Source organism: Glutamicibacter sp. NPDC127525 (assembly GCF_042672105.1).
Classification (GTDB): domain Bacteria; phylum Actinomycetota; class Actinomycetes; order Actinomycetales; family Micrococcaceae; genus Glutamicibacter.
Genome location: NZ_JBHXVN010000002.1, coordinates 303479 through 329481 on the forward strand (window position 1 = coordinate 303479; position 26003 = coordinate 329481).

Genomic DNA, 26003 nt, shown 5'->3' on the forward strand with positions numbered 1-26003 from the left:
TCAATGCATGAATCGCATGTGTTTTCCCCTACATTGTGGAGCACCTTACAGCGCAATGCACCCGATCTGACTTAGCATTTTGTGTATGGCTAAGGGTATTACTTTTCATACGCGCAAGTGGGTTCGCCCAGAAGACTTGAACGCAAACGGCACGCTGTTCGGCGGCAGCCTGCTGCGCTGGATCGACGAAGAAGCTGCGATCTACTCGATCATCCAGCTGGGCAACAAGCACGTTGTCACCAAGTTCATGTCCGAGATCAACTTCATCGCCTCCGCAAAGGAAGGCGACCTGATCGAGATGGGCCTGACCGCTATCGACTTCGGCCGGACTTCGGTCACCCTGCGCGCAGAGGTGCGCAACATCTTCACCCAGGAATCGATCCTGACCATCGAGAAGATCGTCTTCGTGAACATCGGCGAAGACGGCAAGCCGGCACCGCACGGCTACGACCACATCACCTACACCCGCGATCGCATCCCGCTGGAAATCACCAAGGCACTGATCTAGTCCCCGCTTGAATGCCCGAAGCCCTCAAGAATTCAAGGGTTTGGTTCAAGGCTCCGCTCGGCCGCGCTTAACTGCGTGCTCTAGCGGGGCCTTGTTTCATTTCAAAGTTAATCCCGCATAGCTCTTGCGCTCGGTTCATGCGTCCAGCAAAGTTGTTTTTGCACTGAGGAATTCCCCCGACGCAGAAGCGAGAAACCCATGGGCCAGATGATTTTCGTCAACCTACCGACCGCCGATCTAGCCAGAGCCGACAAGTTCTACGAGGCCATGGGCTTCACCAAGAACACGACGTTCTCCGATGAAAATGCCACCTCATGGATCATCGCCGAGAATATTCTCGTGATGGTGCTGCGCCAGGAGTTCTTCGCAAGCTTCCTGGTCAACGGCGATAAGCCGGCGCTCGGAAGCGGCCTGCGCGAAACCCTCAATGCCCTGTCGGCAGAAACCCGCGAAGGCGTCGACGACTTCGTCGCACGGGCCGAGGCCGGTGGCGGCAGCATCTACCGCCCGGCAGATGAGCCATTCCCGGGCATGTACCAGGCAGCCGTCCAGGACCCGGATGGCCACGTCTGGGAAATCGCGTGGATGAGTCCAGAAGCAATTGAAAACCCAGGCAGCTAGGCAGCTAGCCGACCTCGGAATTCCGCAGGTGCCGCAGCTCTTCTGCTTTGCGGCGCTTGCGGAACTGCTTCTTCATCCCCTTGGCCGGATGCATCGGCTCCGGCCAGCGGGGACGCAGCTGGTCCCCCAGGGTAATGCCGCGCATGCGCCGCCCGAACATCGGCAGCACCCACTGCCTCAGCCACTCCACGTCGCGCTGCGTGGCCTGCCAGAATCCGACCCGGTCCGCGGCGCCAAAGGGATCGAAAACCAGCTGGTGTGGATACCCGAGGATCTCCAGGATCCTGATGGCCATGTAGCGATGGCCGGCACGATTCATGTGCAGCTTGTCGATATCCCACATGCGCTTATCCCGGTACGCCTCCCAATTCCAGTAGTCAACGAGCACTACTGAGTCCGGATAGCGTTCAGCGAGCCGGCGCACGTGGTCATTGAAGCGCCAGTTGCGCCGCTTGAACGGGGCGAGCACCGGGTGCACGGGGATATCGAACCCGGTGAACAGCAGGACCTTGGCACCCGTGGAAACCAGGGCTTCGACAGCTTGCGAGTATCGGGCAAGGAATTCCTTCATGTCCTTGCGGAATTCCAGGATGTCGTTGCCGCCGGCGTAAAAGGTGATCACCTCCGGCCTGAGTTCCAGGGCTATGGGGATCTGCTCGTCGATAATCGGCTGGAGCCGTCGGCTGCGGATTCCCAGGTTCACGTACTGCCACTCGGGATCCGCTTTGGATAGCTGCTTGGCCACGCGATCGGCCCATCCGCGTACCCCGTTGGGCAGCCTCGGTTCCCAGTCCCCCACGCCTTCGGTAAAGGAATCCCCGATCGCCATAAACAGCCGTCCCATGATTGGCTAATCTACAAGGAACAGTTGACTAAGCAATGACGGGAAAACGAACTCCACCACTCTTTTAGATGACAATGGCGTGCAGTCGGTCTATTGGCATAAGCTCATCGTGCCGCAGACAAGCTCTTCATCACCGATAAACCCGGAACCATAACGAAATCCTCGGATACAAGCCGAGCAATATCGTCTGCAATGCCAGAGGTGTCCTTCCCCATGTTCGGTCCGGCTAGTTCGGGAAGCTCGCGCACCACGCTGACGGCAGCAGATTCAATGGCCATTGCGGCCCGCTCTTCTCCTAGATGCGCGAGCATCATCGCACCAGACAGGATCGCACCGACAGGATTGGCCCAGCCCTTTCCGGCAATGTCGGGAGCCGAGCCGTGGATGGCTTCGAACATGCTAGGTGAGTTTCCATCCAGATTGAGATTCGCGCTTGCTGCAACGCCCAGGCCACCCTGGACGACGGCTCCAAGGTCCGTGATGATGTCTCCGAAGAGATTGTCGGTAACTACTACATCGAATCTTTCCGGGGCAACAGGGAGATGGAAACACATGGCATCGACATGAACGTAGTCGACTTCAACTTCGGGATAGCGCCCAGAAACGTGGTCCACGACTTCCTGCCAAAGCTTCCCAGCTTCGATAAGTATGTTCTTCTTATGGCACAAGGTAAGTTTCTTACGCCGGCTCATAGCCAGCTTGAAGGAATACTCCACTACTCGCGAGATCCCCTGCCGGGTGTTGACCGATTCTTGGAGCGCCACAGTGTGAGGTGTATTTGCGTGGACTGTCGAACCTTGGCCAATGTAGGCACCTTCGGTATTCTCACGGACGATCACCAGATCGCAACGTTCAGGTGTCAGCCCGGCAATGGGGGTGGCGACGCCCGGGTAGAGCTTGACCGGGCGCAGGTTCACCGCCTGCTCGAATTCCTGGCGCATCGCTAGGATAAATCCGCGCTCAAGTATGCCTGGCTGCACTGCTGGATCCCCCATCGCGCCGAAGAGTATGGCATCATGGCCCCGCAGCTTTCGAGTCAACTGCGGGTTCCATAGCTCGCCGGTCTGCAGATAATGCTTAGCACCTGCGTCATAAGTAGTCAGATCCAGCGCGAAGCCGAATTTCTTCTCAGCTGCAGCCAAAACGTCAAGTGTTCCCCCCATGACTTCCGGGCCGATCCCGTCTCCGGGGATGACGGCAACGCTGTAGGTTTTCATTGGATAGGCCTTTCACTAGGGGCTAGGTGGTTTTGAAGTTCGTTGAAGTATTCGCGTACTCGGCGTTGTGCAGCCTTACCGTCTGATTCGGCTAAACACTCCAGGATGCCTACCTGGAGGTTCCGCAGTTTTCCGGTATTCGTCGGGAACCACGCGGTAGCTGGCAAATGCACTTCCTCGGTTATCCGCACAAGGGTCGAGAATCCTTGAAGATAGCGATTGCCCGATGATCCCAACAGCAATAGGTGCACCTTGGAAGCATTATGTGGCGTGGCGGTTCCCGAGTTGCGCAACGCTTGAAGCAGGTCGGCGAGCAAGGGCCTCGATATCTTATCGACTGCCATGCCGCAGGCTGCCGATTCCAATAGTTCGCGGAATTTCAGTGCTTCACGCAGATTCGTTATGTCCATCTTCGTAACCGTGGCTCGCCCGTAGGAATCGAGCTGAACCACGCCTTCATGCTCTAGCAAGGCAAAGGCTTCACGCAAGGGTGTCCGACTGACGCCAAGCTCTTCGGAGAGCCGCTGCTGCGCCAAGACTTGTCCTGGCGCATACCGTCCCAAGAAGACTCGCTCACTGATGACGCCAGCAGTTTCCCGAGCCAGCGAAACGTTGCTCCTCCAGTCAAAAGCCACCGCCACCGCCTGTACTCGCACATCCGAATTTCTCGGTATCCCGAAGTGGAATTGTGAGCATTACTGTTCCCGGAGTTTCGCTTAATGTCAATGAATTCAACGTTTTAGAAGTGTGAAAGGGTCATTTTCCTCAAACCTGTTGACTGCGAGCTAGATCACTGATTAGCTTTGGTCATCTACTGGTCAGACCAGTAGGACTTCCATGGCGCCAATTCGAAAGTAGGAACGATGACTTCTCACTCAGATGCTTACCCTGCGGGATTGCCCATCGGCGATCGGTGGGTGCACTGCGCGGAAACAGTCCCCGTTATTTTCCCTTTCGATGGTTCAGTAGTTGCGCACGCGCCTGTAGGCTCCGCGGCACTAGCCAGCCAGGCATTGGACGCCGCCCAAGGCGTCGCCAAGGAAGTTGAGAGGCTGAGCACCGGCACCAAGCGGTCAATCCTCTTGGCGGTCCATCACAAGATTTCCGAGCACCGCGAAGAGCTCGAGAATCTCCTGGTCCTCGAAACCGGCAAACCCCTGGTGGACTGCCGGGTAGAAGTTGCGCGCACCCTAACCACATGGGCCGCGGCAGCCGAAGAAGTTGCGAACCTGCGCGGCGAAACAGTACCCCTGGATCTGCAGGCCAGCGGCGATGGCATGATTGGGTACTGGACCCGTAAACCGGCAGGAATCGTGATCGGCATCGCCGGTTTCAATTACCCTTTGCTCTTGGCCAGCCATAAGCTTGCGCCAGCGCTGGCGGCTGGGTGCCCGATCATCATCAAGCCAGCACCGAATACTCCTCTGTCCACGTTGTGGGCTGTGCACTTGATCCGCGAAGCCCTCGCCGCCCATCAGGTCAGCACCGCAGCGGTGCAGCTGGTTACCGGCGGCATTGACGTTGGCGAGACATTGGTCGCAGACCCTCGCTCAGCGGTGGTTTCCTTCACCGGGTCCGCGGCCGTCGGCCACCAGATCGCCAAGAATGCGGCACCACGCAAGGCAGTGCTGGAGCTGGGGTCTAACACCGGTTTCATTGTCGCCGAGGACGCCGACATCCATGCAGCAGTCGATGCCGTGCTACGCGGGGGGTTCTATGCCAACGGGCAAGCCTGCATCTCTGTTCAGCGCGTTCTGCTCGATGAGAAAATCGCTGGCGACTTCCAGCGGGAGCTGCTGGCGCGCATCGGCGAAATAGCGGTTGGCGACCCCCGCTCGGAACAGACCCGGGTGGCTCCGCTGATCAATAAGGCATCCACCGGACGCGTGCTGTCATGGATCGAGAAGGCAAAAGAACGCGGAGCACAGGTGCTGACCGGCGGAGGCTTGCTAGGAGAATCCATCCAGCCCACGATTCTGAGCGGCGTCCCGTCCGATGCAGAACTATGGTGCGAGGAAATATTCGGTCCTGTCATCTGCTTGCGCACGGTGCCTGACCTCGATGCAGCTTTTGAGCTGGTGAACGATTCACGGTACGGACTGCAGGCAGCCATTTACAGCAAGTCGCTGAAGACGGCCTTCCGCGCCATCGATGAACTGGAAGTTGGCGGTGTCGTAGTGAATGAAATCCCGGGATTCCGGTCAGACATCATGCCCTATGGAGGAGTCAAGGACTCCGGGATCGGCCGTGAAGGACCCCGCTTCGCAATGGAAGAATTCACTGTCACCCGGATGGCCATCATCCGCCCGTAGCCCGAGGCAACATAAACGAAGGACAACACAATGGATTACACGCAGCTCTTCCAATTTGCCGGCCAGCGCGTCATGGTCATCGGTGCAGGCAGCGGCATTGGCCGTGAAGCAGCTCTGGCCCTCGACGCCCACGGCGCCCACGTGATTTGCGCCGACCGCGATGTCGAAACCGCGCAGGAGACCGCCGACATGCTCAGCAGCGGTTCCACGGTTATCGAGCTCGACGTTCTGGATATTCAATCTGTTCAGGCCGCTTCCAATGAATTCAATGACATCGCTGCCCTGGTGTTCACCGCTGCCACGAATGTCCGAAAGCGCATCGTCGACTACACGATGGAAGAATTCGACCGCGTGGTGAATTTGAACCTGAGGGCTTCATTCGGACTGATCCAGGCCTTCGCACCTCGGCTGGCAGCCAATGGCGGCGGATCCATCATTGGCATCTCGTCCATTCGCGCATCAGTTGTCGAGCCCGGGCAAAGTGTCTATGCGGCCACCAAGGCTGCACTGGTCCAGCTGGCCCGTACCGCGGCCGCCGAATTCGGCCCGCAGGGTGTCAGGGTCAATGTTGTTGCCCCAGGGGTTGTTGAAACCCCTCTGACCGCACAGATCAAGGCCAACCCCGGCTGGTACAACGCCTACGCCCAGAAGAGCGCCTTGGGCCGCTGGGCCAGGCCAGAGGAAATGGCTGGAGCCATTGTCTATCTTGCATCGCCGGCATCGAGCTTCGTGACTGGTTCGGTGCTCACCGTCGATGGCGGTTGGACCGCCATCGATGGTCGTTTCACCCCACCGAACTAGGCGGTGGTGCCAAGGATTCTTCAGACAGACCACCACGAAAGCGACTTAAGATGTCACAGACACCAGAGGTGCCAGCTGCAACTAAGACGCGCGCTTTTGAAGCCATCGTCAGTTCCATTGAAAGCCAGGTACTTAGCGGCGAACTGAAAATCGGGGATCATCTGCCCGGAGAGCGTGAACTTGTAACCCAGTTTGAGGTGAGTCGTTCATCGGTGCGTGAAGCGATGCGGGTCTTGGAAAGCAACGGGATAGTTGCCTCTAGGCCGGGTGATCCGCGCGGAGCGGTTGTCCTCTCTCCCACGTCAGCGCCTTTGCGCAAAATGATAAGCCGTTTGGCCACGACATCTTCGTCGAGCCTCGCGGATCTGCTCATTTATCGCATGACCATGGAATCTTCGGCCAATTCGCTGGCCGCAACGCGACGTTCCGATGCGGACTTATTGAAGCTCGAGAAGGCGATGGCGCGGATGCGGGCGGCGCGTTCGCAGAGCCAAAGCGCTTTCAGCCAGGCAGACCTCGATTTCCATGACGTGATCGCGCAGGCCAGCGGCCATGCACTGCTGCAGATTACCGGCGAAGCAGTCCGCCAGTCCATCGAGCAGCTCATCACGTCCAGCATTGAACAAAGTTCCGATGACGAGGCTTTGATGCAACGCACCCTCGACCATCATCACGAGGTCTTCATGGCCATCCAGAAGCAAGATGCGCATCTGGCTGAGCATCTTGCCCGCAGCAGCCTGTTCGAATACTACGGTCATCTGGTACCTGCCGATGACCGGACAGCTCTTGCCGCGCTGGCGTCCTTCGGACAGGCCACGCAAACCAGCTGATTTCCCGATACTGCAGATCAGAACAACAAGCAGGGCACAGCAACTGCGGTGGTTGCTGTGCCCTGCTTATACGGGATTTTCAGTCCAAGTTCGACCACTGCGGTTTGGCGCTATCTGGCCGAGCTGCCTCATACCAGCTGGCTGCGCGAAGCACATCGTCATCGGTTCCAACTGCTCCGGCCAGCTGCACGCCAATGGGCTTGCCCTCGGACGTGAAACCGCAATTGACGGTAGCCGCTGGCTGACCGGACATGTTGTACGGGACGGTGAAGGCAATATGGCCCATGGTGGCGTCAGGATCCACCACTGGCATCGGTTGTTCCGCAGGAAAAGCAGCCATCGGGGAGACCGGAGAGATGATGAGGTCATACCCGGCGGTAGCCGCGATGGTCACCTTCTGCATCTGGTCGATCGCACCGAAATTCCTGATCGTGTCGGCGCCATCGAACTTGGCTCCTCCTTCGCACCAGCGCACGATGTAACCCAGGACCTTCGCCTGCTCGCTTTCGCTCAGTTCACGGAAATCGGCCCAGGACCGGGTACGCCAAAAGCGGTCAAGCTGGTCAAGCATGCCTTGGTCGATGAAGGGCGGCAACTCTTCCACCCTGGCACCGTCCTGCGCAAAAGTGTCCGCTACCGACTGCACCGCCGATCGGATTTCGGGGTCGACAGCGACCCCAGCGTTAGCTTCAAGCTGCAACCCGATTCTCATCCCGCGGACGCTGCCAAGCTTTGACTGCCATTGCATGGCCGGATAGGCCCGTGCCGAATAGTCACGGATATCTGGTTGTCCGAGCACTGACATGAAAAGGGCAATGTCATCCACGGTACGTCCCATGGGGCCGGCCGCCCGGCCAATGTACGGGACATCCAGGGGAATCAATCCTGCACTGGGTTTCAGTGTTGCCAACCCCTGCCAGCCGCCGGGCAGGCGAATGGATCCACCGATGTCGGTGCCGACATGCAGCGGCCCGTATCCAGCAGCAGCGGCAGATCCCGCACCCGCACTGGAGCCACCGGTGGTCCATCCAGGGTTCCAAGCACTACGCGATATTCCGTGAAGGCTGGAAACACCCGAAGAGAGCATGCCCCAGTCCGGCATCGTAGTCGAGCCAACCAGGACGCCGCCGGCTTCAAGAATCCGATCGGTGATCGGCGCGTTCTGCGTGGGCACCTTGGGGTTGGATAGGGCCGTTCCCGAAGGCATCGGGATGCCCTTGCGTGCTATATTCTCCTTGACCGTTGCCGGCACCCCGTCTAGTGGACCGAGCGGTGTTCTGCTGGCCCAGCGTTGCTCGCTTTCGCGGGCCTGGCTCAGCACGTCTTCCGGATCGAACTGGTACATCGCGTTGAGTACCGGTTCACGTTCCTGAACCCGTTTGATGACCGACTCTGCTACATCCACCGGCGAGATGTCCTTCGCAGCATAGGACGCGTGAAGTTCCTGCGCGGACAGCTGGTGCAGTGCGGTGGTGTGTTCAGAAAGCTGGGACATGATGGCCTCTCAAGGAAAATGAGCATTACTAGCGCAGGGCCAGTTCGTTGCGCAGGGACATGGATGAATTCACCAAAGTCCGCGTATACGCATGCTGCGGACTGTCATAGATCTGTTCGGTTGTTCCGCTTTCGACGATCCGCCCTTCATTCATCACCACGACGTTGTCGCAGATATGCCGCACCACGCCAAGATCGTGGGAGACGAAGACGAGGGTCAGTTGGTAGTCGTCGACCAAGTCCGAAAGCAGGTTCAGTACTTGGGCCCGGACGGAGACATCCAGAGCGCTGACCGGTTCATCAGCCACCAGCACCCGAGGCTCGCAGATCAGCGCACGAGCAATGGAGATTCGCTGGCGCTGTCCACCGGAGAATTGATGCGGGAAGCGTTCCGCGGCATCGGCCGGCAGTCCCACCGATCCGAGCATCTCTGCGACCATCTTCCGGTGCTTGGCGCTATCCACCTTTTGCCCCGGAACAAGCAAAGGCTCAGCGATAATGTCGCGGACACGCATCCGCGGATCCAGCGATCCCATGGGATCCTGGAAAACGATCTGCAGCTGCTGGCGCAATTGGACCAGATCCCTCTCCTTGGCCCCTGCAACCTCGCTTCCTGCCACACGAACACTGCCTGAGGTGGGTTGGTCCAGACCTGCCAAGATGCGCAAGAGGGTGGATTTTCCGGAACCGGATTCACCGACCACACCGAAACGTTGCCCGGCAGCAACGTCAAAGGAGACGCCTTTCAACGCATGCACCTCCGAACGCTTCCCGAAGAGCGACGAGCGTCCGACAGGATAGAATCGCGTCAGGTCCTTGACACTGATCAACGAGGGCACTTCGGGAGCAATGTCCCCCGCGGCCTGATCGTGTTCCCGGAGATCGCTTATTTCCGCGTTTGCTGCTTCCACGACTGGCTGCGCTTCGGCCAAAGGCGGAATGTAGGAAGCGGCCGAAGCCACGGTGAATAACCTGCCGTCGGCATCTGTGGCATTCAGGTCCGAGGCGGCCAGCAGTCCTCGGGTGTAAGGGTGTTGCGGATTGCTGAATACCTCTCCAGTATCGCCTTCTTCAACCACTTGGCCGTTGTTCATCACCAGCACCCGGTCGCAGACGTTGGCGACCACCGAAAGGTCATGGGTGATGAACAACAACCCGGTGCCGCGTTCTTGGACCGATTCCAAGATCAGATCCAGAACCTGGCGTTGAACCGTAACGTCCAAAGCCGTGGTCGGTTCATCGCAGAGCAAGAGACCCGGGTTATTCGCCAAGGCCATCGCCAGCATGGCGCGCTGTCGCTGGCCTCCAGAAAGCTGGTGCGGATAAGAGCGGGCGGCCCGTGCCGGATCCGGGAGCTTAACCGATCCGAGCAGTTCCACCGCACGAGCCTGAGCCGCTGATTTTGAAGCAACGGTCTTATGACTGGTCATAATTTCCGCGACCTGCGGACCGACTTTCATCAGCGGATTCAATGCGGTCAGCGGCTCCTGGAAGACCATGCTCATATCATTGCCACGGATTTTCTGCAGTTCCCTGTCAGTTGCCTCGACCAGATTCCGTGGGTGACCCGCAAGCTGGATGGAGCCACTGGCGCTGACACCTTCCGGGAGCAACCCCATAAGGGCGGATGTGGTCATGGACTTTCCGGAACCAGATTCGCCAATCAGCCCTACACGATCCCCCGGATTCATGCGCAGATTAAAGTTCGAGACAAGCGTGCGGTGCTTGGTGCTGATTGTCAGGCCCCTGACATCTATCAGAGCGCCGGTAGTTGTTTTCTTATCCATGGATTACCGATCTCCATTCAGTTTCGGATCGAACCGATCACGCAGACCGTCACCAAGCAAGGTGAAGCCCAACACTGCAACGGCAATGGCGGCGCCCGGCCAAACGGCGAGCATCGGGAAGGTCCCCAGGAATTGCTGGGATTCTTGCAGCATGCGGCCCCAGGATGGGACTGGTGGTGGAGTGCCCAAGCCAAGGAAGGACAGCGCTGCTTCGGCAAGTACCGCAATTGCGAACGATACCGAGCACTGCACCACGACCATGCCGATGATATTGGGCAGCACATGGCGCCGGGCGATACGCCAGCTGCTCTGGCTGGATGCCTTGGCAGCCATGATGTATTCGGTGCTCATCACCTGCAGGGTGCCGCTTCGCGCAACACGCGCAAAGCCGGGTATCGAGCCAATGCCGATTGCAAGCATGGCCGTGAATGTGCTGGCTCCAAATACGGCGCCAAACATGATCGCTACCAGCAACGCGGGAAAAGCGAGGAGAATATCAGCGCCACGCATGGTAACTTCCTCGGTGATGCCGCCTCGCATGCCAGCCAGAATACCTAGCGGCGTCCCAATGATCAGGGCGATACCTACCGCAACCAAACCCACCAGCAAGGTAATGCGCGCTCCGTACAGGATTCCCGAAAAGACGTCGCGTCCGTACCTGTCGGTACCCATCAGATGGGTGACGCTGGATCCTTGCAAGCGATCCTGGGGAACTGCTTGTACCGGATCGAAGGGGGTCCAGACAAAGGAGACGAGTGCAGCGAGCACCACGAGAGCTACGAGGATGCTGCCTACCAGCAGCGTCACGGAGAGTTTTCGACGGGTGCTTGAAGCGGTAACTGGTTCTGCAGACATTACGCGCCCTTTCGAATGCGTGGATCCAGGATTGTGTAGAGAACGTCCACGACCAAGTTGATGATCAAGGTAATCGCGACGAGCACCATGACCACCGATTGCACGGTAAGAAGATCGCGGTTGCCCACCGCGTCGAGCAGCATGGACCCAAGGCCTGGGATCACAAACACCCGTTCAATGACCACCGCGCCAATGATCAATGCCGCTAACTGCACGCTGGTAACTGTCAGAACCGGGATGGAGGCGTTGCGCAGACCATGCTTGATCAGCGATTCAAGCTTCCCGAGGCCCTTGGACCGTGCGGTCCGCAAGTAATCCTCGCTCATCACTTCCATCACCGCCGAACGGACATAGCGAGTCAGGATAGCTCCCTGCACGGATGCCAGAGCGAGCACTGGCAGGACGACGCGGGAAATGAAATCTCCGAAGTCCTCGCCGGGCGGTGTCCACCCGTTGGCCGGAAGCCAACCCAGGCCCACGGCAAAGACGACCACCAGCAGAATGCCGGCGAGAAAGTTGGGAATGGCCACGCCTACCTGGCTGATTCCGCTGACAATGATGCCGCTCGGATTGCGGTGCTTGACCGCCGCGTAGGTGCCGAAGGGAATCGCAATCGCCAAGGCGAGGACCATTGCCAGCAGTACCAGGATCAGGCTGACTTGCACCCGGTCGACAATCAGCGGACTGATATCTTGCCGCGTGACGTAGGATGTGCCGAAGTTGCCGGTGGGCAACCCCAGCGCCCAGTCAAAGTACTGGACGATCAGCGGCCGATCGGTCCCGAACTCGGCTCGCGTTTTGGCCAATAGCTCCGGGGTGGCGTTCACACCCAGGGCAATCTGGGCAGGATCTCCGGGAATTGCTCGCATGAAAAGGAACACTGCAACCGTTGCAATCACATAAGTGACAACGAATCTTGCCAAGTTGATCAGTAATCTAATACCCACGTGATTTTCCCTTTGTCGGTGCGGCTATGGAAGCTATTTCCAGCCGATATTGGTCATATCCAATGCTTCGGTCACGGAGTTGGCCGGAATGCCGGTCACCTCTGCCCTGGCTACCACGATGTTCGGGAAGATGAACAGGGTATCTGCAGCTGCATCATCAACGATGGTGCGAACCACCTTTTTCATGCCATCCACGTATCCGGCTTCGTCGGCAGCATCGGCTTTTGCGGCAAGCTCCTCAATGCCTGAATTGTCGTAGCCCAGGTAGTAGTCCGGGTTGTTGAACATTGCCAAAACATCTCGGCTCTCCACTGCCAGGACGACCGACATCTGGTAATCGTGCTTGGTGAAGACCTCGTCGAGCCAGACCGCGGGGAATTCGGAGGACTCGATCTTAGCGTCGATTCCGACATCAGCCAGTTGAGAGACGACTATTTCAGAGACTGCGGTTGCGTAAGGGCGAGTTGGAACCTTGAAAGTGATCTGCAGGTTCTCGGCTCCAGCTTCCTTGAGTAACGCCTTGGCCTTCTCCGGGTCGTACGGGTAGATATCGTTCAGATCCTCGTAGTACGGGTCGGTGGTCGGAACCGGTCCGCCCACCACCGTGCCGTAGCCGTTCCATGCGGTGTCGACTACAGCTTGGCGGTCGATGGCATACATGACGGCTTGGCGCACGCGCTTGTCATCGAACGGAGCTTTTTTGTTATTCATGGACAAGACGATCTCGCCATTGGAGGTGCCGTCAAGGACCTGGTACTTGTCATTTGATTCGAAACCGGACAGCAGTTCCGGGGACTGCATGTTGTAGACGACATCCACGTCGCCGGATTGAAGTGCATTGGTCGTGGCTACCGCATCGGCGAAGTAGCGCAGTGAGACCTTTTCAACCTGCGGTTTCTCGCCCCAGTAGTCATCGCGTGTCGCGAGTTCGATGGACTGCCCGCGGTTCCACGCATCAATTTCGTATGGCCCAGTCCCAATGGCGGTCGAAGCTAGTTCGTCAACGCCGCTTGGATCGAACATGGCTCCGACCAAGGTGCCCATGTCGAAAAGCCAGGCATTACTCGGCTGCTTCAGGGTAATGGCGACTTCGGAATCACTGAGGACATCGACAGAGTCCACGATTTCCATTTTCGTCTTCAAGCTAGAGACCCAGTCATCGGATTGGACTCGTTCGATACTGAATTTGACGTCATCGGCAGTGAACGCTTCGCCATTGGAAAAGGTTGCGCCTTCGCGAAGCTTGAACGTATAAGTCTTGTTCCCGTTGCTCAGCTCCCACGATTCGGCGAGCAACGGCTGGATCTTTCCTTCTTGGTCGATCTCGACCAATCCTTCATAGACATTGGACATGAGCGCTTGCGGAATAGCAGCGCCTGCAGTCGTGGTGAAGTCCAGATTGACCGGTTCACCAGTTAGCGCGACGGTCACTGAAGTGTTTTCGGCCGAGCCTTCCGACGAAGTCCCGCCTGATCCTGCAGAGCACGCGGTTAGCGCCAGAGAGCCAACCAGCACTGTCGCCGCAAGCCGACTGTAGTTCTTTTTCTCTTTCATGGGATCTCCATCGGTCAACATGTCCATTGAGTGATGTGATCCATACAACACCATATATGCTGATATTTCTACTAAGTTTTCTGGTCTTACCAGTTGTCGAAATATTTGGCTGGGGCGGTGCCGCCCCGGAGAACTGCAATACCTTGTCCGCTAACCGTTTCCACTCGCAGCTAAAGGAAGGCCCCAATTGAGCAAGCTAACTTTCACGCCGGCCGTGCCAACATTGACCTACGAGCGAGTAGTGCAACAGATAGAGGAAGCGATTCTGTCCAAGGAAATTGAACCTGGCCAGCACCTTCCCAGTGAACGCGAGCTCATGGTGCAGTTCTCCGTCAGCCGGCCAACGGTCCGCGAGGCATTGCGAGTATTACAGAGCCAAGGCCTCATTGCGTCGCGTCCCGGTAGCCGCAGCGGTCCAGTTGTCTTGCCGGTTTCCACGGATAATCTGGGCAGATCCTTTGCCAATATGGCGCGCATAGCTACCCTCTCACTCTCGGAATTGGTTCAATTCAGAATCGTTCTGGAGAGTTCCGCCTGCCAGCTAGCGGCCGTAATGCATAGTTCCGAGCAATTATCGGTCATGCGCGATGCAGTTGAACGCATGGAATCTGAGGCGGCTGCGGGCTCCGGATCCTTCAACCGAGCCGACCTCGATTTCCACGCGGCCGTATGGGAAGCCAGCCACAACAGCCTGTTGCGGATCTGTGGCGAGGCGGTATCCGGTGCCATCTTGAGCGTCATGAATGACCAGATGAGCCACGCGGACAACGAGTCCCTAGAAATGAAAAAAGTGGTGGCATTGGACCGAGCTATCTTCGATGCAATTGAAGCCAGAGAGCCAGTCACCGCCGGAAACGCAGCCAAGACGGCCATTTCCACGTATTTCAAACCTCGTCTGGATGATGAAGGGGTGCGCGGCGTTGAAGCGCTGACGGAACCTCGCTAATTCACGCCGGTTCCTTATCCCGGTGCCAAAGCGGAGCAAATGCAACACAGCGTCACCGGGTCAGAGCAGTTTGCGCATGATCAGCCGGGGCATCCTGCTGGCCTGGGCGTCGCTGACCCCGACGACCTCGAACCCGGCCTGCTCGAACATCTTCCTGGTTCCGACGAAGGCCATGGTCAGGTCCATCCGCCCTGCCGGATCCACGGGGTAGGCTTCGACCGCTGGCGCCCCGAGGTCCCGCGCATACTGCACTGCGCCTTGGACCATTTCCCGATTCACGCCTTGGCGGCGGTAGCCGCTGCGCACCACCATGCAGGTGATGCTCCAAGCCTCCAGATCATCCACGGACCTGATGAGCTTGGACTTTTCCAGCAGTGGGATCCTCGATCGCGGAGCGATGCTGCACCAGCCCACCGGTTCCCCTGCGCGATAGGCGATCACTCCCGGGGCAATCGGCTCGGTGCTCAGTGAGCGCATGGCGGCGAACCGGTCCCCTGCGCCTCGTTCCCTGATCTCGACGGCACCGATCCGGTGCGACAAGCACCAGCAATGCTTCTGCCTCCGGCTCGGATTCACTACCGTCGCGAAGTCGTCCATGCGTTCTTCGGCCAGCGGCCTGATCTCGATGGGCGCTGTTCCTGCCGCCTGCGGATCCTGGTTCGTGTCCATCTGTCCATCCTGCGCTCCGAAAAGCCCAAAGGGCACCCTGGGAGGCAAATTCTTCGGGTTTTCCATAATGAAGAACTCCGGTTCCCTCGGTGTTGGCGCTGACCTGCGCGCTCTAGTGTTGAGGTATGACTTCGACACCTAAGGTTCTACCGGGCACCGCACCTGCCCGTCCCCCGCTGAGATTGGGCATGACGCTGCTGCATATGGCATTGTTCGGGTCTGCCGGCCTGATCCTGTTTTCGCTGCTGCTGGCCTGGCTCTCGGTAGGCGTCGCGCTGACCCCGATCCTCGGTTTGGGCCTGGTCGTCTTGGCCGGAATGGTCTATGCGCTCTTCGGCCTGGCCCGCTTCGAGCTGACTCGAATCAGCAACCTCTACGACATGGACGTCGCTCCGCTGACCTGGCGGCCACGCCGCCGTGAAGGCTTTGGCGAATACGTCCGTTCACTCGGACGCAATGTGTCCAACGGACGCATGTGGGCGCTGCTGGGAAGCTTGCTCTTCTCCTGCCTGGCCGGCTCGCTGATGCTCACTGCCCTGCAAATGGCCGTGCGTTCGTCCATCGTTGCCTTCGCCCCGGTCTTGCAGGCAGATAGTGCCGACCCGCTGGGAACCGTTCCCGGGCTGTGGGGCTTCCAGACTCCGGTAAGCCAGGCACCTTGGCTGGTGCTGGCGGCGCTGCTGGGAATAGCAGTGGTTATCGGCTTGGTTTTCTTGCACCGGATGGTCACCGTGGGAATCGTCGGTTCTATTGCCCGCGAGAGTGCACTGGTCGAACGCGTGCGCACCACCGCGGTGCAGCGTGAAGGAGCGGTGCGCGCCGCAGAGGTGGAGCGCACCCGCATCGAACGCGACCTGCACGATGGGGTCCAGCCCCGGCTGGTCTCCGTGGCCATGACCTTGGGGCTTGCGCACCAGCAGATCGACAGCGATCCGCGCCAGGCCAAGGAACTGGTGGCCGAGGCCCATGCTTCAACCAAGTCCGCGATTACCGAACTGCGCCAGCTCACCCGCGGAATCTACGCGTCGGTACTCGATGACCGCGGACTGGATGCGGCGCTCTCGGCTATCGCAGGCCGCTCGCATATCCCGGTGGGCCTGGATATCCAGCTCAATGGGCGCTATCCGCGCGTGGCCGAAGCGGCGGTGTACTTCGCCATTGCCGAGGCGCTGACCAATGCTGCCAAGCATTCGCGGGCCCAGCGCTGCCAGATCACCGTGAGGGTCCGGGAGCATGAGGGCCAGCAAAGCCTGTGGGCCCGCATCGAGGACAACGGCACCGGCGGGGCGCTCATCACCCCCGGCGGCGGCCTGGATGGAATCAATAATCGGGTGCTCGCCGCCGGCGGCACCTTCAACCTGGACAGCCCCCAGGGCGGGCCAACTGCAGTGGAGGTGAACGTGCCATGCGCGTACTGATTTGCGAGGATTCGGTCCTTCTGCGTGAAGGGCTGGTCAGGTTGCTGGCCCACAGCGGCCACCATGTTGTCGCGGATTTGCCCGAAACCAGCGGGCTGATGGATTTCCTGGACAACTCGTCCGCCGATGATTTCCCGCAGGTCTGCATCCTGGATGTCCGCCTCCCGCCGACCTACACGGATGAAGGCATCCGTGCGGCGCTGGAACTGCGCAAGAAGTATCCAGACCTGCCGGTGCTGGTGCTCTCCCAGTACGTCGAGGAGCGCTACGCCTCGGAACTGATTTCCACCCAGTCCGGAGCGATCGGCTACCTGCTCAAGGACCGCGTTGCGGATGTCAGCGAGTTCATTGCCTCGCTGGAGCAGATTGCAGGTGGTGGAACCGTCTTGGACCAGGAAGTGGTGGCACAGCTGTTGACTCGACGCAATCACGATGACCGCATGCAGAAGCTGACCGACCGGGAACGCACAGTCCTGGCCGCACTGGCCGAAGGAAAATCCAACCAGGCGATCGCCGCGCTGCTCTTCCTCTCGGAGGCCAGCGTAGAAAAGTACATCACTTCCATCTTCCAGAAACTCGGCTTGGAAGCCGACGGAACGGGCAACCGGCGCGTGCTGGCAGCCCTGGCTCATATTGAAACCCTGGGCACCAACCGCACAGACAGGACAGGATCATGACTACCACGCAAACCATGCCGCTACCGCCAAACCCACCGGCGCCACCCAACAACGGCAAGCCGCTGAATATCATCCTCGCGGTGCTCGGCGGGCTGGTCATTCTCACCTTGGTCATCGCCACGGCACGCAGCGCCTTTGCTTCGGTCTCCCGGGAGCATTCGGTCCACGAAGCAGAGGTCTCCGGGGTGACCGCCTTGGAAGTTTCGGCGAGCTCGGGACGCTTCGATCTGGTCTTTGCGGACACCGACAAGGCAACACTTGAAGTCAAAAGCGCCAAGGCCGCGAGCTGGAAGCTGCATCGGGAGCGCAATCGGCTCATCGTCGAAGCCCCGAATGCCTGGGACAACTTCTGCTTCTTCGGCTGCGGATTCGACGACAACGAGGCAACGCTGGTGCTTCCGCAATCCATGGACAACGGAACGCTGGATGCGGACTTCGAGCTGTCCGCCGGATCCTTCAACGCAGTCGGCGCCTACAAGGACCTGGTGGTTGAAGTCGGTGCCGGGGAGCTGAACCTCACCGGCAGCGCGCACACCGCCGATATCGACTTGGGCGCAGGGGAAGCAACGGTGCGCCTGGACAATGTCCGAAGCGCCCGGTTTGATATCTCGGCCGGCGAACTCATTGGCGAACTCTCGGGCACGGCGCCCAAGAGCATCGAGGGCAGTGTCAGCGCCGGCTCGCTGGAGCTGGAACTGCCCGAGGCCACCTACGACCTGCGGCAGAATACGGCCGCCGGATCCGTCGAGAACCTGCTCGCCACCGATCCGAACTCCCCTAACAAGATCACGATCGATGTCTCCGCAGGCAGTGCCACCTTGCATCCAGCAGGCACCGCCCAGGAATCGGTTGGCCGCTAGACCCGGTTCCCACGAAAAAGGCAAAGCGTCCCTTCCCGGATCAGTAGTGATCCGGGAAGGGACGCTTTGGCGCTTGTGGCTAGGACCTAGGCCTGGTTCTTCTTCAAGGCAGCCAGGCGTGCCTCGACCTCGGAAACCTGCTGTGCGCCGGCTTCGATCTGCGCTGCGCCGTCGGCTTCCTCGAGGATGTCCTGTGGGGCGTTGCTGGCCTTCAAGGCTGCCAAGCGCGCATCAACTTCGGTCTCGGCACCGAGGTCTTCCAGCTGCGCGAACTGCGCACCCAGGGAAGAGGCCGCCAGTTCCTGCGCACCGCGGACCTTGGCTTCGTCCTGGCGGATCTGCTGCTCGAAGCGGCTGATCTCGCTGGTCGGGTCGTTGATGTCCAGGGCCTTGAGGGTGTCCATCATCTGGTTCTGGGTCTTGGCATTGCGCGCGCGGGCCACCAGCTCATCGCGCTTGGCCACCAGTTCCTGGCGCTTGGTCTGCATGGTGTTCAGACCGGTCTTCAGCTTGGCCACGACATCACGCTGGGTGGTGATCGTGGATCCCAGGTTCTTGGCGCGCTTCTCGGCGTCCATCTGGCGCTGGATGGCCACCGTGGCCAGCTGGTTGAACTTCTGCTGGTTGGTGCTGTCACCGGCGGCAGAATATTCGTCAGCCTTGTTCGACGCGGCCAGCGCCTTGTTGCCCCAGTCCTTGGCTTCCTGCTGGAACTTGGCGTGGTCGTCCTCGGCCATGCGCAGGTTGCCGATGGTCTGGGCAACCGCCTGCTCGGCCTGGGCAATGTTGTTGGTGTATTCGCGAACCGACTGGTCCAGCATCTTCTTCGGATCCTCCAGAGCATCCAAAGCGGCGTTGGCGTTAGCCTTGCCGATACCGAACATTCGAGCCCAAATTGAGCGCTTCTTGGCCATAGTGCGTCCCTTCGTCTTCCGTTGCTTAAAGCTTAGGGGAATTAGCAGCGCCGCTCTAACCGAAGACCACGCTGCGTCGGCAATCTAGTCATTGAAATGGCGCAGGTACCGTCCCGGGGCATCCAGGAAAAGCCGCCAGTTCCGCACCATGTCCAACTCGTCGTAGTCTGATTCGCGGATGCCCCACTCCCCGATTTCATAGATTCGCGCCTCCGGCAAGGAAGCAAGAATTGGCGAGTGGGTGGAGAGAAGTACCTGGGAACCGGAACGCAGCAGATCTGCAATATGCGAGAGCAGCATGAGGCAGCCATTGAAGGACAGCGCTGATTCGGCTTCGTCGAAGACCCACAACCCGTTGACATACGAGCGCTCGGTGAAGAACTCGACGAAGGATTCGCCATGGCTCTGGAAATTGTGCTTTCCGCGCGAGCCGATGGAGCCCAGATAGGCGAAGTGCCCGTGCATGGTTTCCGCGCGCAAGAACACGCCGGCCTTGGACGAACCGGCTCCGCGTTCCAATTGCAGGTGCGAGGACAACCCGGATTCGGTGGGTTGGGTCTGGTGCATGCTGTTGCGGGTTCCGCCCTCGGCATTCAGCCCAAAGGCCGCTGCAATCGCCTCGACGAGCGTTGATTTTCCCGCGCCGTTTTCCCCCACCAGCACAGTCAGCTGGCCCAGTTCAAGGCCCTCGTCAAGCAGTTGCTGCACCGCCGGGATCTGGGCGGCCCAGTCGGAACGATCCATGGGTGCCTTGGGATGTTCGGTGATGCGGCGAACCGGCAGCGTGTCGAAAAGTGCGCTCATGCACCCGAGGCTACCAGCAGCGCGCGACAGCTTGGCGGCCGTTATGCAGGCTTGGCCCCTTGGCCGCACCCATGGTTCAGTCGGGTGCGGCCAAAAGAGCCAAGAGGGTTTTCTAGCCGTTGGCCGGAAGCATGTTCCCGGCGAAGAACGCGGCGATCTCCTCACGCGCATCCAGCGGGAAGATCCCGGCGACGTACTGGTCCGGGCGGACCACCACGATGGCGCCGTTCTTGCTGATTTCGCGGTCGCGGAAGATGTCGCGGCCGTGGCCGGCTGCGAATACCTGGTTGATGTCGTGCAGGCCGTACGGGACCTTCAACGGCTGGAAGGCCTTGGGCACATCATGCAGCTCGACCTGCGTATAGTCCTGCTGGTAGATGGCCTTGGTATCGAAAACGGCATCCTCGTCCCCGCCCGCCGGGGTGTACAGGTTGCGCGGCGATGCCGGATCGGCGCTCCACCAAGCGGCGAAGTCGGCCATTGCGGTGCCCTCCAGTGCCGGTGCTGCCGCATCGGCGAAGGCGTAGATGCGCCAGCGTCCGTCAGCCTCATGGAAGTGGCCCAAGTGGCGCCAGCGGTTATCAGAACGGCGGATGACCTCGGCGGACTTGAAGCGCTTGCCCACCGGGAAGCCCGGGGCCAGATCCTGGTGCTCCAGGCCGGCGGTGATCGGCGATTGGGTGTACTGCGTCATGAACCCGGCAGGGAATTCCTGGGTCTTGGTGTAGTACTTCTCCAGCTCGTCAGGGTCTTCCCAATCGTCCACCGACTTGGCCATCAGGGTGGACCATTCCTTGTCGAAGTCGATCAGGTTCTGCGCGATGACCTTGCGTTCCCCGGCGTAGGTATCCAGCAGCGCATCCGGGGCGCGGCCTTCGAGCACGGCGGCCAGCTTCCAGCCCAGGTTGAAGCCGTCCTGGATGGACACGTTCATGCCCTGCCCGGCCTTGGCCGAGTGGGTGTGGCAGGCATCGCCCATGATGAAGGCGCGCGCGCAGCGGGTGCCGCGCTCCTCATCGGAAACGTCGTCGAAGCCGTCGGTGATCCGGTGGGCCACCTCGTAGACCGAGAACCAGGCGACGTTCTTCACGTCCATCGTGTACGGGTGGATGATGCGGTTGGCTGTGGCCACGATTTCCTCGACCGGGGTGTTGCGGATGGCCCCGGCATCCTCGGCGGTCAGCTCGCCCAGGTCCACGTAGAAGCGGACCAGATAGCCGCCCTCGCGCGGGATAAGCAGGATATTGCCCGCGTCATGGGACTGGATGGAGCATTTGACCTGGATGTCCGGGAAGTCGGTGTTGACCATGACGTCCATGACGCCCCAGGCATGCAGGGCCGCATCGCCGTGCAGCTTGTGGCCCAGCGAGCGGCGCACCTGGCTGCGCGCGCCGTCGCCGCCAACCAGGTACTTGGCCTTCACGGTGCGCTCTTCGCCAGTACGCGGCCCCGCCACGTATTTGATGCGCGCGGACACCGGGTATTCGGCGTCCGGGTCGATCTCGCAGCCGAGGTATTCCACGCCGTAGTCCGGGGTGATTTTGCCCGGCGCGCGTTCGGCGTCACGCAGGAAGTAGTCCAGGATGCGCGACTGGTTCACGTAGATGTGCGGGAACTCGCTCATTCCGGTGGAGTCGTCGGCAGCACGCGAATGGCGCTTGATGTTCGCCGGGTTCTCGGGGTCCGGGGTCCAGAAGCACATTTCGACATTGCGGTAGGCCTCTTCGACAACCTCGTTGGCGAAGCCGAAAGCCTGGAAGGTTTCCACCGAGCGGGCCTGGATGCCGTCGGCCTGGCCGACGTCGAGCCGGCCCGGGCGCATCTCGATGGCGCGGGCGTTGATGCTCGGGAAGCGCGAGAGCTGCGCGGTCACCACGGCGGCCGCCGGACCGGTTCCAACGATCAGCACATCCATTTCATCGGGAATTTGCTCGGCGCGGTCGATGCCGTAGCCGGCCGCTTCCTTGACCCGTGGATCCCCGGAAACGTATCCCCTGTGGTGAATCTGCATAATGTGGCTCCCCTATCGCTGTGCCGCTGAACTTCATTGTCTCTATAATTGCGACACTGTTCTAACTATAGAAACAATCGTAGCTTTCACGTAGGCTGTAGGCAAGACGTGGATCACACCGGGAACAGCACGGCAGGCATCTGCGCAGGCCAGATGGAATGATTGGAACATGAGCAAAACCACCGAAGGCGGTTCGCAGACCCTGGGCCGCGGGCTAGAGGCACTGACCCTGATCGGGGAATCCGCGACGCCGCTGAGCGTCTCGGAACTCGCCGGACTGCTGGGCGTGCACCGCTCCATGGCCTACCGGCTGGTCAAGACCTTCGAGCAGTACGGTTTCGTGGAACGCAATCCTGCAGGCGAGCTCGAGTTGGGAGCCCGCCTGGGCGCGCTGGCGCGCAACGTCGCCAAGCCCCTGCAGGCCGCGGCCGCACCGCATCTGGCCACCGTCTCCGATGAGCTGCAGATGACGGCGCTGCTTGTCGTCTTCGATGGCGAGGCAGCCGTTACCCTGAGCACCGCAGAACCCCGGCTCGCCGATGCCACCGTAGCCCAGCGCCCGGGCACCCGCCATCCGATCGACAACGGCGCACCGGGACGGGTCATCCGTTCCATGCTCAATCCCCAGGAGCACCCGGCCAAGGACTTCGAATTCAGCCATGACGAAGTGATCCCGGGACTAACCTCGATTGCCGTTCCGCTGGTGCTCCCGCAGGGCAAGCCCGCGGCCATCGCCGTCATCTACCCGCCACTGGAACGCGATCGCAACCACATTGCAGCCGTGCTTACGGCCGCCTCGGCACGCATCTCGGCAAGCCTGGGCATCCGCTCGTGAGCGGTACCTGCCCGCACGCTGCGCTAGCTAGGCGGTGCAGGCCTCATTGGAGCACCCCGCATCACGCGGACGGTAGGTCTGGGTTCCTTCAACCTTCTCCCACACTATGTGGCGGTGCTGCCCGCAGCGATCGCATGAAGGAGCCAGGTACGTGGCCCGCTCTTCCATGGTGTATGCACGAAAATCACCCATCACAACCTCCGATGACCAGCCGCGAAGCGAAGTTCGCGGGCCTGCTGGACCTGCTTGGTGCCTTCACTCTACGCGCGGTTTGCACAACCGGCTAGGGTCCACTGGCGGCAGTTACCCACAGCCCCTCAAGCAGGGCTCTGCACCTCGTGGCAAACTAATGCAGAGAACCGGATATGACCGCTTCGCCACCGCCGGACCGCTAGCAAGGAAGAAGCCATGAGCACCTCTGAGCAAAAGCTGCAACGCTTGAAAGAACGCATTGCCCTATTGCTGAACAAGGCCGAGAACACCACTTTCCCGCACGAAGCGCAGGCCTTCCAGGAACATGCCGAACGGCTCATGGTGCGCTATGGCATCGGCCGTGCGGAACTGGATGCCGACTCGGCCCACCGGGGCAAGAAGAAGGAAGCCATTATCGAGGAGCACTTCGATATGCGCGGCGTCTACCGCCTGGGACAGCGCGATGGCCTGTCCGCTGTGGGCCGGGCCTTCCGCACGGTGTCCATGCTGCAAAGCAACTACTCGACCTCGTGCAGGCTGTACATCATCGGCCATGAATCGGATGTAGCTACCGTCAAGAATCTCTTCGCCTCCTTGGTTGTCCAGGCGACTGCCGCCATGGCCCACTGGTGGGCACAGGAGGGCAAGCTCTACGCGAACTGGTACACCGATTCCGAGAAAACCATTGAACGCCGCGAATTCCAGCGCAGCTTCTACCTGCAAGTCGCTTCGCGCATCGCCATCCTCTACCAGGAAGAAAGCGTGCACAGCGGCAGCGGGACCGAACTGGTCCTGGCCAGCCGCAAGGAACAGGTCGACGAATTCGTCAGCAACCAATATCCGTTCCTGCGCCGCAGCAGGAACCGCGCCGCAGCCGGAAGCGCCAATGCCTCATTGGCCGGACGGGTCGCAGGAAGCCAGGCAGATCTCGGTTTCGACAAGCACGTCGACTCAGCCGCGACCGGCGAAGTCGCCAGCTAGCGCACTTGCTCTAGTTGCGTGTCCTCGATGTAGCGCGGACGCCCGGCCATGATGCCGACCAGGGTCTGGAAAACGATCAAGCCGGCAATAAGCCACATTGGCGCAACCCATGAACCCGAAGTTTCGTGCAGCACCCCGACCAGGAACGGACCGGGGAACGCCAGCAGATAGCCCGCAGACTGGCCGAAGGTGGAGAGCTTCGAGACACCCGCGGCGGTGCGGGCCTTCAAGCCGATCATGGTCAAGGCCAGCGGGAAGTTCGACCCGCAAATGCCCAGCAGCACCGCCCACAGCACCGCTCCCTGGACCGGAGCAAGCAGCATGCCGATGATCGCGATGATGCCCACGGCACCGTTGAAGATCACCAATGGCGCCTGGTTCGAGAATTTGGCAGCGAGCGCCGGCATCACGAAGGACAAAGGCACGCCCACACCCAGCAGGATCGCCAGCAGGGATCCAGCGAATGCCGGCGAGACTCCCAAGTCGATGAAGATCTTGGGCAGCCACCCCATGAAGATATAAGCCACGGCGGACTGCCCGCCGAAGAACAACGCCACCCACCATGCGGTGGCGTTCTTGCTCATCGGCCCGATGCCGGCCGCATCATTTGAGTTACTGGCAAGATGCTGCTGCTGGGCTGCGATTTGGTTGCGCATCCCGAAGTACACCAAAAGCCACAGCACCAGCGCCAGCAAGGCCAGAATTGCCCAGAATCCCAAGCCCACGCGCCAGTTTCCGCCGAGCATCTGATTCACCGGCACGGCGACCCCCGCAACTCCGGAAGCACCCAAGGCAACCGCCGTAGTGTAGGCGCCGGTGACAATCCCGATCTTTCCCGGGAACCAGCGCTTGACCAGTACCGGCATGAGAATGTTGCCCACCGCGATGCCCGCAAGGGCCAATGCGGTGCACAGCAGGAAGAATCCGGTCCCCGGAGCCACCGCGCGCAGGGCAATGCCCAACAGGACAGCACCCATGGCTGAGGCCACCACTAGTTCCGGTCCGCGCTTCCCGGCCAGCCGTGGCGCCAAGGGACCCAGCAGCGCGAAGCACAGTGGAGGGATGCCGGTGATCATTCCGGCCACGAAGCCATTCATCTGCAGGTCGCCAATCACCAGATCAAGCAGGGACCCCAAGGAGGTGACGGCAGGACGCAGGTTCAGCGAGGCCAGGATGATGGCAAGGATCAGCAGTGCGCCAGAGCCCTTGGACAGGGTGGCGCGGTTTTTCGGGAAGTCAGGCATGGTATCCACAGACTATCTGCTTCAAAACCCGGATCCCATCCCCGTTGCCTGGACTACGGCAACGGGCCGCCCCAAAAGTTGGACGGCCCGTGCCGAATGAAAAGTCCAGTGTTGGCTAGCCCAGTTTGGCGCGCACCATCTGGGAGACAGCCTTGCCATCGAAGCGGCCAGCGATTTCGGCGCCGACCAGCTTCATGGCCTGGCCCATGTCCTTCATGGTCAGGTCGTGATCGGCTGCAAGTTCGGCCATGATCCTCTCGACAATGTCCTGGGCTTGCGCTTCGTCAAGCATCTTGGGCAGGTACGTGGAGATGAAGGCGGCTTCGGCCAATTCGCGTTCAGCCAATTCGGTGCGGCCGTCCTTGGCGGCCAGGCCAGCAGTTTCCTCGCGGTTGCCGACTTCCTTGCGAAGCAGGTTCTCGACATCCTGGTCGTTGAGCTCGCTGGGGTTCTTTCCGGACTTTTCCTTGGTGCCGATGGCACTGAGGATATTGCGCAGGGTCGTCTTTTCCAGCTCGTTGCCGGCCTTCAGATGGGCGATGCTGTCATCGCGCAGGCGATCTTTCAAACTCATGGGAACTCGCTTTCAATACGTGTGCTTGAAATTTTACTCGCATTATCCGGTTATCGTTTTCCGGAGTACCAGCGGTCAAGCATGAGGTCGCATTTGATACAGTAGCCA

General features: G+C 60.1%; 25 protein-coding genes. 11 read left to right on the forward strand and 14 right to left on the reverse strand.

Annotated features, from left to right (window positions below; all coding sequences use genetic code 11):
• Positions 1-85 precede the first annotated feature (85 nt).
• Positions 86-508 carry an acyl-CoA thioesterase gene (locus ACFVHU_RS07150; protein ID WP_105656140.1) on the forward strand — a complete coding sequence of 141 codons (423 nt, stop codon included), beginning with the start codon at positions 86-88 and terminating at the stop codon, positions 506-508.
• A 198-nt stretch (positions 509-706) separates the two neighbouring features.
• A complete protein-coding gene (locus ACFVHU_RS07155; RefSeq protein WP_388023477.1) occupies positions 707-1129 on the forward strand; it encodes a VOC family protein in 423 nt (140 codons plus the stop codon).
• A 4-nt stretch (positions 1130-1133) separates the two neighbouring features.
• Here the strand turns inward: ACFVHU_RS07155 and ACFVHU_RS07160 are convergent, their stop codons facing one another.
• From ACFVHU_RS07160 to ACFVHU_RS07170, 3 genes are all read right to left on the reverse strand, one after another.
• Positions 1134-1973 carry an SGNH/GDSL hydrolase family protein gene (locus tag ACFVHU_RS07160; RefSeq protein ID WP_388023479.1) on the reverse strand — a complete coding sequence of 280 codons (840 nt, stop codon included), beginning with the start codon at positions 1971-1973 and terminating at the stop codon, positions 1134-1136.
• A gap of 104 nt (positions 1974-2077) precedes the next feature.
• Positions 2078-3190 (reverse strand): 3-isopropylmalate dehydrogenase, encoded by a 1113-nt coding sequence (locus tag ACFVHU_RS07165; RefSeq protein ID WP_388023481.1) that lies wholly within the window; start codon positions 3188-3190, stop codon positions 2078-2080.
• On the reverse strand, positions 3187-3846 hold the full coding sequence (locus ACFVHU_RS07170) for a GntR family transcriptional regulator (RefSeq protein WP_388023484.1): 660 nt from the start codon (positions 3844-3846) through the stop codon (positions 3187-3189). Before ACFVHU_RS07170 ends, ACFVHU_RS07165 begins: the two co-directional genes overlap by 4 nt.
• A 207-nt stretch (positions 3847-4053) precedes the next feature.
• Between ACFVHU_RS07170 and ACFVHU_RS07175 the strand changes: the two genes are divergently transcribed.
• The 3 genes from ACFVHU_RS07175 to ACFVHU_RS07185 are packed head-to-tail and all read left to right on the forward strand — an operon-like array spanning position 4054 to position 7133.
• On the forward strand, positions 4054-5502 hold the full coding sequence (locus ACFVHU_RS07175) for an aldehyde dehydrogenase family protein (protein ID WP_388023486.1): 1449 nt from the start codon (positions 4054-4056) through the stop codon (positions 5500-5502).
• 30 nt (positions 5503-5532) lie between these two features.
• Positions 5533-6303, forward strand: a complete 771-nt coding sequence (locus ACFVHU_RS07180; protein ID WP_105656134.1) for an SDR family NAD(P)-dependent oxidoreductase — start codon at positions 5533-5535, stop codon at positions 6301-6303.
• Between the two features lie 50 nt (positions 6304-6353).
• Positions 6354-7133, forward strand: coding sequence for a FadR/GntR family transcriptional regulator (locus tag ACFVHU_RS07185; protein WP_105656133.1), 780 nt, complete (start codon positions 6354-6356; stop codon positions 7131-7133).
• A gap of 79 nt (positions 7134-7212) precedes the next feature.
• Here ACFVHU_RS07185 and ACFVHU_RS07190 read toward each other — a convergent pair whose 3' ends face one another.
• Genes ACFVHU_RS07190 through ACFVHU_RS07210 form a run of 5 tightly spaced genes read right to left on the reverse strand, consistent with a single transcriptional unit; the run spans position 7213 to position 13770 of the window.
• A complete protein-coding gene (locus ACFVHU_RS07190) occupies positions 7213-8628 on the reverse strand; it encodes an amidase (RefSeq protein WP_388023490.1) in 1416 nt (471 codons plus the stop codon).
• 28 nt (positions 8629-8656) lie between these two features.
• The gene (locus tag ACFVHU_RS07195) at positions 8657-10414 is read right to left on the reverse strand and encodes a dipeptide ABC transporter ATP-binding protein (RefSeq protein ID WP_388023493.1); all 1758 of its coding nucleotides are present in this window, start codon (positions 10412-10414) and stop codon (positions 8657-8659) included.
• A 3-nt stretch (positions 10415-10417) separates the two neighbouring features.
• A complete protein-coding gene (locus ACFVHU_RS07200) occupies positions 10418-11269 on the reverse strand; it encodes an ABC transporter permease (RefSeq protein ID WP_105656130.1) in 852 nt (283 codons plus the stop codon).
• Positions 11269-12216: an ABC transporter permease gene (locus ACFVHU_RS07205; protein WP_133834157.1), complete on the reverse strand. Its 948-nt coding sequence runs from the start codon at positions 12214-12216 to the stop codon at positions 11269-11271. The genes ACFVHU_RS07200 and ACFVHU_RS07205 overlap by 1 nt, the downstream gene beginning before the upstream one ends.
• Positions 12217-12249: 33 nt before the next feature.
• Positions 12250-13770, reverse strand: a complete 1521-nt coding sequence (locus tag ACFVHU_RS07210; protein WP_388023496.1) for an ABC transporter substrate-binding protein — start codon at positions 13768-13770, stop codon at positions 12250-12252.
• 187 nt (positions 13771-13957) lie between these two features.
• Between ACFVHU_RS07210 and ACFVHU_RS07215 the strand changes: the two genes are divergently transcribed.
• Positions 13958-14716 (forward strand): FadR/GntR family transcriptional regulator, encoded by a 759-nt coding sequence (locus tag ACFVHU_RS07215; protein ID WP_105656128.1) that lies wholly within the window; start codon positions 13958-13960, stop codon positions 14714-14716.
• A 60-nt stretch (positions 14717-14776) separates the two neighbouring features.
• On the opposite strand, the gene ACFVHU_RS07220 is transcribed toward ACFVHU_RS07215, so the two are convergent.
• Positions 14777-15385, reverse strand: coding sequence for a GNAT family N-acetyltransferase (locus ACFVHU_RS07220; RefSeq protein WP_388023499.1), 609 nt, complete (start codon positions 15383-15385; stop codon positions 14777-14779).
• Between the two features lie 125 nt (positions 15386-15510).
• On the opposite strand from ACFVHU_RS07220, the gene ACFVHU_RS07225 reads away from it, so the two are divergent.
• From ACFVHU_RS07225 to ACFVHU_RS07235, 3 genes are read left to right on the forward strand one after another with little or no spacing between them, the layout of a single operon-like run.
• Entirely contained in the window at positions 15511-16803 is a 1293-nt protein-coding gene (locus ACFVHU_RS07225) for a histidine kinase (protein ID WP_388023502.1), read from the forward strand.
• Complete coding sequence (locus tag ACFVHU_RS07230) at positions 16791-17480, forward strand: response regulator transcription factor (RefSeq protein ID WP_105656125.1); 690 nt, start codon at positions 16791-16793, stop codon at positions 17478-17480. The genes ACFVHU_RS07225 and ACFVHU_RS07230 overlap by 13 nt, the downstream gene beginning before the upstream one ends.
• Positions 17477-18340, forward strand: a complete 864-nt coding sequence (locus ACFVHU_RS07235) for a hypothetical protein (protein WP_388023505.1) — start codon at positions 17477-17479, stop codon at positions 18338-18340. Before ACFVHU_RS07230 ends, ACFVHU_RS07235 begins: the two co-directional genes overlap by 4 nt.
• Before the next feature lie 86 nt (positions 18341-18426).
• On the opposite strand, the gene ACFVHU_RS07240 is transcribed toward ACFVHU_RS07235, so the two are convergent.
• The 3 genes from ACFVHU_RS07240 to ACFVHU_RS07250 form a co-directional block, all read right to left on the reverse strand.
• The gene (locus ACFVHU_RS07240) at positions 18427-19254 is read right to left on the reverse strand and encodes a PspA/IM30 family protein (protein ID WP_388023508.1); all 828 of its coding nucleotides are present in this window, start codon (positions 19252-19254) and stop codon (positions 18427-18429) included.
• 84 nt (positions 19255-19338) lie between these two features.
• Positions 19339-20058 carry an AAA family ATPase gene (locus ACFVHU_RS07245; protein WP_388023511.1) on the reverse strand — a complete coding sequence of 240 codons (720 nt, stop codon included), beginning with the start codon at positions 20056-20058 and terminating at the stop codon, positions 19339-19341.
• Positions 20059-20170: 112 nt separating this feature from the next.
• Complete coding sequence (locus ACFVHU_RS07250; protein ID WP_105662054.1) at positions 20171-22069, reverse strand: FAD-dependent monooxygenase; 1899 nt, start codon at positions 22067-22069, stop codon at positions 20171-20173.
• A 169-nt stretch (positions 22070-22238) separates the two neighbouring features.
• Between ACFVHU_RS07250 and ACFVHU_RS07255 the strand changes: the two genes are divergently transcribed.
• The gene (locus ACFVHU_RS07255; protein ID WP_388023514.1) at positions 22239-22904 is read left to right on the forward strand and encodes an IclR family transcriptional regulator; all 666 of its coding nucleotides are present in this window, start codon (positions 22239-22241) and stop codon (positions 22902-22904) included.
• 408 nt (positions 22905-23312) lie between these two features.
• Complete coding sequence (locus ACFVHU_RS07260; RefSeq protein ID WP_105662055.1) at positions 23313-24077, forward strand: DUF2786 domain-containing protein; 765 nt, start codon at positions 23313-23315, stop codon at positions 24075-24077.
• Here ACFVHU_RS07260 and ACFVHU_RS07265 read toward each other — a convergent pair.
• Positions 24074-25321 (reverse strand): MFS transporter, encoded by a 1248-nt coding sequence (locus ACFVHU_RS07265; RefSeq protein ID WP_286134065.1) that lies wholly within the window; start codon positions 25319-25321, stop codon positions 24074-24076. The two genes, ACFVHU_RS07260 and ACFVHU_RS07265, sit on opposite strands and share 4 nt — an antisense overlap.
• A 115-nt stretch (positions 25322-25436) precedes the next feature.
• Positions 25437-25895: a GatB/YqeY domain-containing protein gene (locus ACFVHU_RS07270; protein ID WP_105662056.1), complete on the reverse strand. Its 459-nt coding sequence runs from the start codon at positions 25893-25895 to the stop codon at positions 25437-25439.
• Positions 25896-26003 lie beyond the last annotated feature (108 nt).

Excerpts from the sequence above, each read along its gene's own strand:
- ACFVHU_RS07150 (WP_105656140.1), top strand. The coding sequence starts at position 86 with ATGGCTAAGGGTATTACTTTTCATACGCGCAAGTGGGTTCGCCCAGAA.
- ACFVHU_RS07155 (WP_388023477.1), top strand. The coding sequence starts at position 707 with ATGGGCCAGATGATTTTCGTCAACCTACCGACCGCCGATCTAGCCAGA.
- ACFVHU_RS07160 (WP_388023479.1), bottom strand. The coding sequence starts at position 1,973 with ATGGGACGGCTGTTTATGGCGATCGGGGATTCCTTTACCGAAGGCGTG.
- ACFVHU_RS07165 (WP_388023481.1), bottom strand. The coding sequence starts at position 3,190 with ATGAAAACCTACAGCGTTGCCGTCATCCCCGGAGACGGGATCGGCCCG.
- ACFVHU_RS07175 (WP_388023486.1), top strand. The coding sequence starts at position 4,054 with ATGACTTCTCACTCAGATGCTTACCCTGCGGGATTGCCCATCGGCGAT.
- ACFVHU_RS07180 (WP_105656134.1), top strand. The coding sequence starts at position 5,533 with ATGGATTACACGCAGCTCTTCCAATTTGCCGGCCAGCGCGTCATGGTC.
- ACFVHU_RS07185 (WP_105656133.1), top strand. The coding sequence starts at position 6,354 with ATGTCACAGACACCAGAGGTGCCAGCTGCAACTAAGACGCGCGCTTTT.
- ACFVHU_RS07190 (WP_388023490.1), bottom strand. The coding sequence starts at position 8,628 with ATGTCCCAGCTTTCTGAACACACCACCGCACTGCACCAGCTGTCCGCG.
- ACFVHU_RS07195 (WP_388023493.1), bottom strand. The coding sequence starts at position 10,414 with ATGGATAAGAAAACAACTACCGGCGCTCTGATAGATGTCAGGGGCCTG.
- ACFVHU_RS07200 (WP_105656130.1), bottom strand. The coding sequence starts at position 11,269 with ATGTCTGCAGAACCAGTTACCGCTTCAAGCACCCGTCGAAAACTCTCC.
- ACFVHU_RS07210 (WP_388023496.1), bottom strand. The coding sequence starts at position 13,770 with ATGAAAGAGAAAAAGAACTACAGTCGGCTTGCGGCGACAGTGCTGGTT.
- ACFVHU_RS07220 (WP_388023499.1), bottom strand. The coding sequence starts at position 15,385 with ATGGACACGAACCAGGATCCGCAGGCGGCAGGAACAGCGCCCATCGAG.
- ACFVHU_RS07225 (WP_388023502.1), top strand. The coding sequence starts at position 15,511 with ATGACTTCGACACCTAAGGTTCTACCGGGCACCGCACCTGCCCGTCCC.
- ACFVHU_RS07230 (WP_105656125.1), top strand. The coding sequence starts at position 16,791 with ATGCGCGTACTGATTTGCGAGGATTCGGTCCTTCTGCGTGAAGGGCTG.
- ACFVHU_RS07235 (WP_388023505.1), top strand. The coding sequence starts at position 17,477 with ATGACTACCACGCAAACCATGCCGCTACCGCCAAACCCACCGGCGCCA.
- ACFVHU_RS07240 (WP_388023508.1), bottom strand. The coding sequence starts at position 19,254 with ATGGCCAAGAAGCGCTCAATTTGGGCTCGAATGTTCGGTATCGGCAAG.
- ACFVHU_RS07245 (WP_388023511.1), bottom strand. The coding sequence starts at position 20,058 with ATGAGCGCACTTTTCGACACGCTGCCGGTTCGCCGCATCACCGAACAT.
- ACFVHU_RS07250 (WP_105662054.1), bottom strand. The coding sequence starts at position 22,069 with ATGCAGATTCACCACAGGGGATACGTTTCCGGGGATCCACGGGTCAAG.
- ACFVHU_RS07255 (WP_388023514.1), top strand. The coding sequence starts at position 22,239 with ATGAGCAAAACCACCGAAGGCGGTTCGCAGACCCTGGGCCGCGGGCTA.
- ACFVHU_RS07260 (WP_105662055.1), top strand. The coding sequence starts at position 23,313 with ATGAGCACCTCTGAGCAAAAGCTGCAACGCTTGAAAGAACGCATTGCC.
- ACFVHU_RS07265 (WP_286134065.1), bottom strand. The coding sequence starts at position 25,321 with ATGCCTGACTTCCCGAAAAACCGCGCCACCCTGTCCAAGGGCTCTGGC.
- ACFVHU_RS07270 (WP_105662056.1), bottom strand. The coding sequence starts at position 25,895 with ATGAGTTTGAAAGATCGCCTGCGCGATGACAGCATCGCCCATCTGAAG.